Here is a 1,330-nt window from a genome sequence, read left to right as displayed (position 1 = left end):
TTTCATTTCTGCGCAATAAAAGGACTATGAATTTTTTCTATAGCCTGTATGAAATGAGTGCGTTGGGAGAGATCATTGCTCAGCCCGGAATATTACTGATGCTCGCATTAGCAATTTTGCTGCTATATCTGGGTATTTTCAAAGGGTATGAGCCCCTCTTGTTGATCCCTATAGGTTTCGGTGTTCTGCTTGCCAATATCCCTGGTGGTAAGATGGCGGTAATGACGATTTCAGAAGATCCTGAAATCGCTAAATTGAGCCTACTCAAGCTGACGGAAAAGTACGGTATTATGAACCTGTTGTACTACACGCTCATCAAAAGTGGGCTATTGCCTCCGCTCATTTTCTTGGGAGTAGGGGCCATGACCGACTTTGGGCCCATGCTTCGCAATTTGAAACTGGCCTTCTTTGGTGCTGCAGCCCAATTGGGCATCTTCACCGTCTTGATCGGGGCCATTCTCTTGGGGTTCACACCACAAGAGGCCGGAGCCCTTGGTATCATCGGTGGCGCAGATGGCCCAACAGCTATTTACACAAGCATAGTCTTGGCTCCGAAATTATTGGGTCCCATCGCTATTGCAGCATACAGTTATATGGCTTTAGTCCCCGTAATCATTCCACTGGTTGTACGATTTACCGTAAGTGACACGGAGTTAAAGATCAATATGAAAGAACAGGATCGCCTGTACCCCAATCGTTATGAGATAAAAAATATGCGGCGGGTAAAAATCCTATTCCCTATTGTCTTGACCATTCTGGTAGCTATTATTGTTCCCGCAGCAGCACCTTTACTTGGCCTATTACTATTTGGCAATCTGATCAAAGAAGTAGGCTCCAGCACCAATAGACTATTTGTTGCTGCATCAGAAACCATCATGAACGCAGCGACCATCTTTTTAGGACTAACGATTGGAGCTACCATGACAGCCACCACTTTCCTTGACGGGCAAACGCTTTTGATTATTGGTGGAGGGTTCCTGGCTTTTGCCATTTCTATCTTTGGAGGAATCGCCGCTGTAAAGATCCATAACCTTTTCGTTATCAAAAAGATAAACCCCCTCATCGGAGCTACAGGTTTAAGCGCCGTACCAATGGCTTCCAGGGTAGCAAATGAAATTGCCTTGAAGTATGATCCCCGCAACCATATTCTACAATATGCTATGGCAAGCAACATTGCCGGGGTTATTGGATCAGCAGTAGCGGCTGGGGTTTTGATTGCAAAACTAGCAGGTTAGAAAAAAGGTGGAAGGGTTTTATGTGTGTAAGGGTAGGCTGTTTAATCTGATGGTACAAGAGTGAGACGCTTTTAGGCCTGTATTCACGACCCACC

Annotated in this window: 1 protein-coding gene; it reads left to right on the top strand. The window is 45.4% G+C overall.

What is annotated here, in order from left to right; genetic code table 11:
- Window positions 1-26: 26 nt before the first annotated feature.
- Entirely contained in the window at window positions 27-1,235 is a 1,209-nt protein-coding gene (locus ACRBG0_RS23620) for a sodium ion-translocating decarboxylase subunit beta (protein ID WP_431489310.1), read from the top strand.
- Window positions 1,236-1,330: the final 95 nt, after the last annotated feature.

Source organism: Lewinella sp. (assembly GCF_050633125.1).
Taxonomy (GTDB): Bacteria; Bacteroidota; Bacteroidia; order Chitinophagales; family Saprospiraceae; genus Lewinella.
Note: the sequence above shows the minus strand (reverse complement) of the source record. Positions and strands in the feature narration are given on the sequence as shown.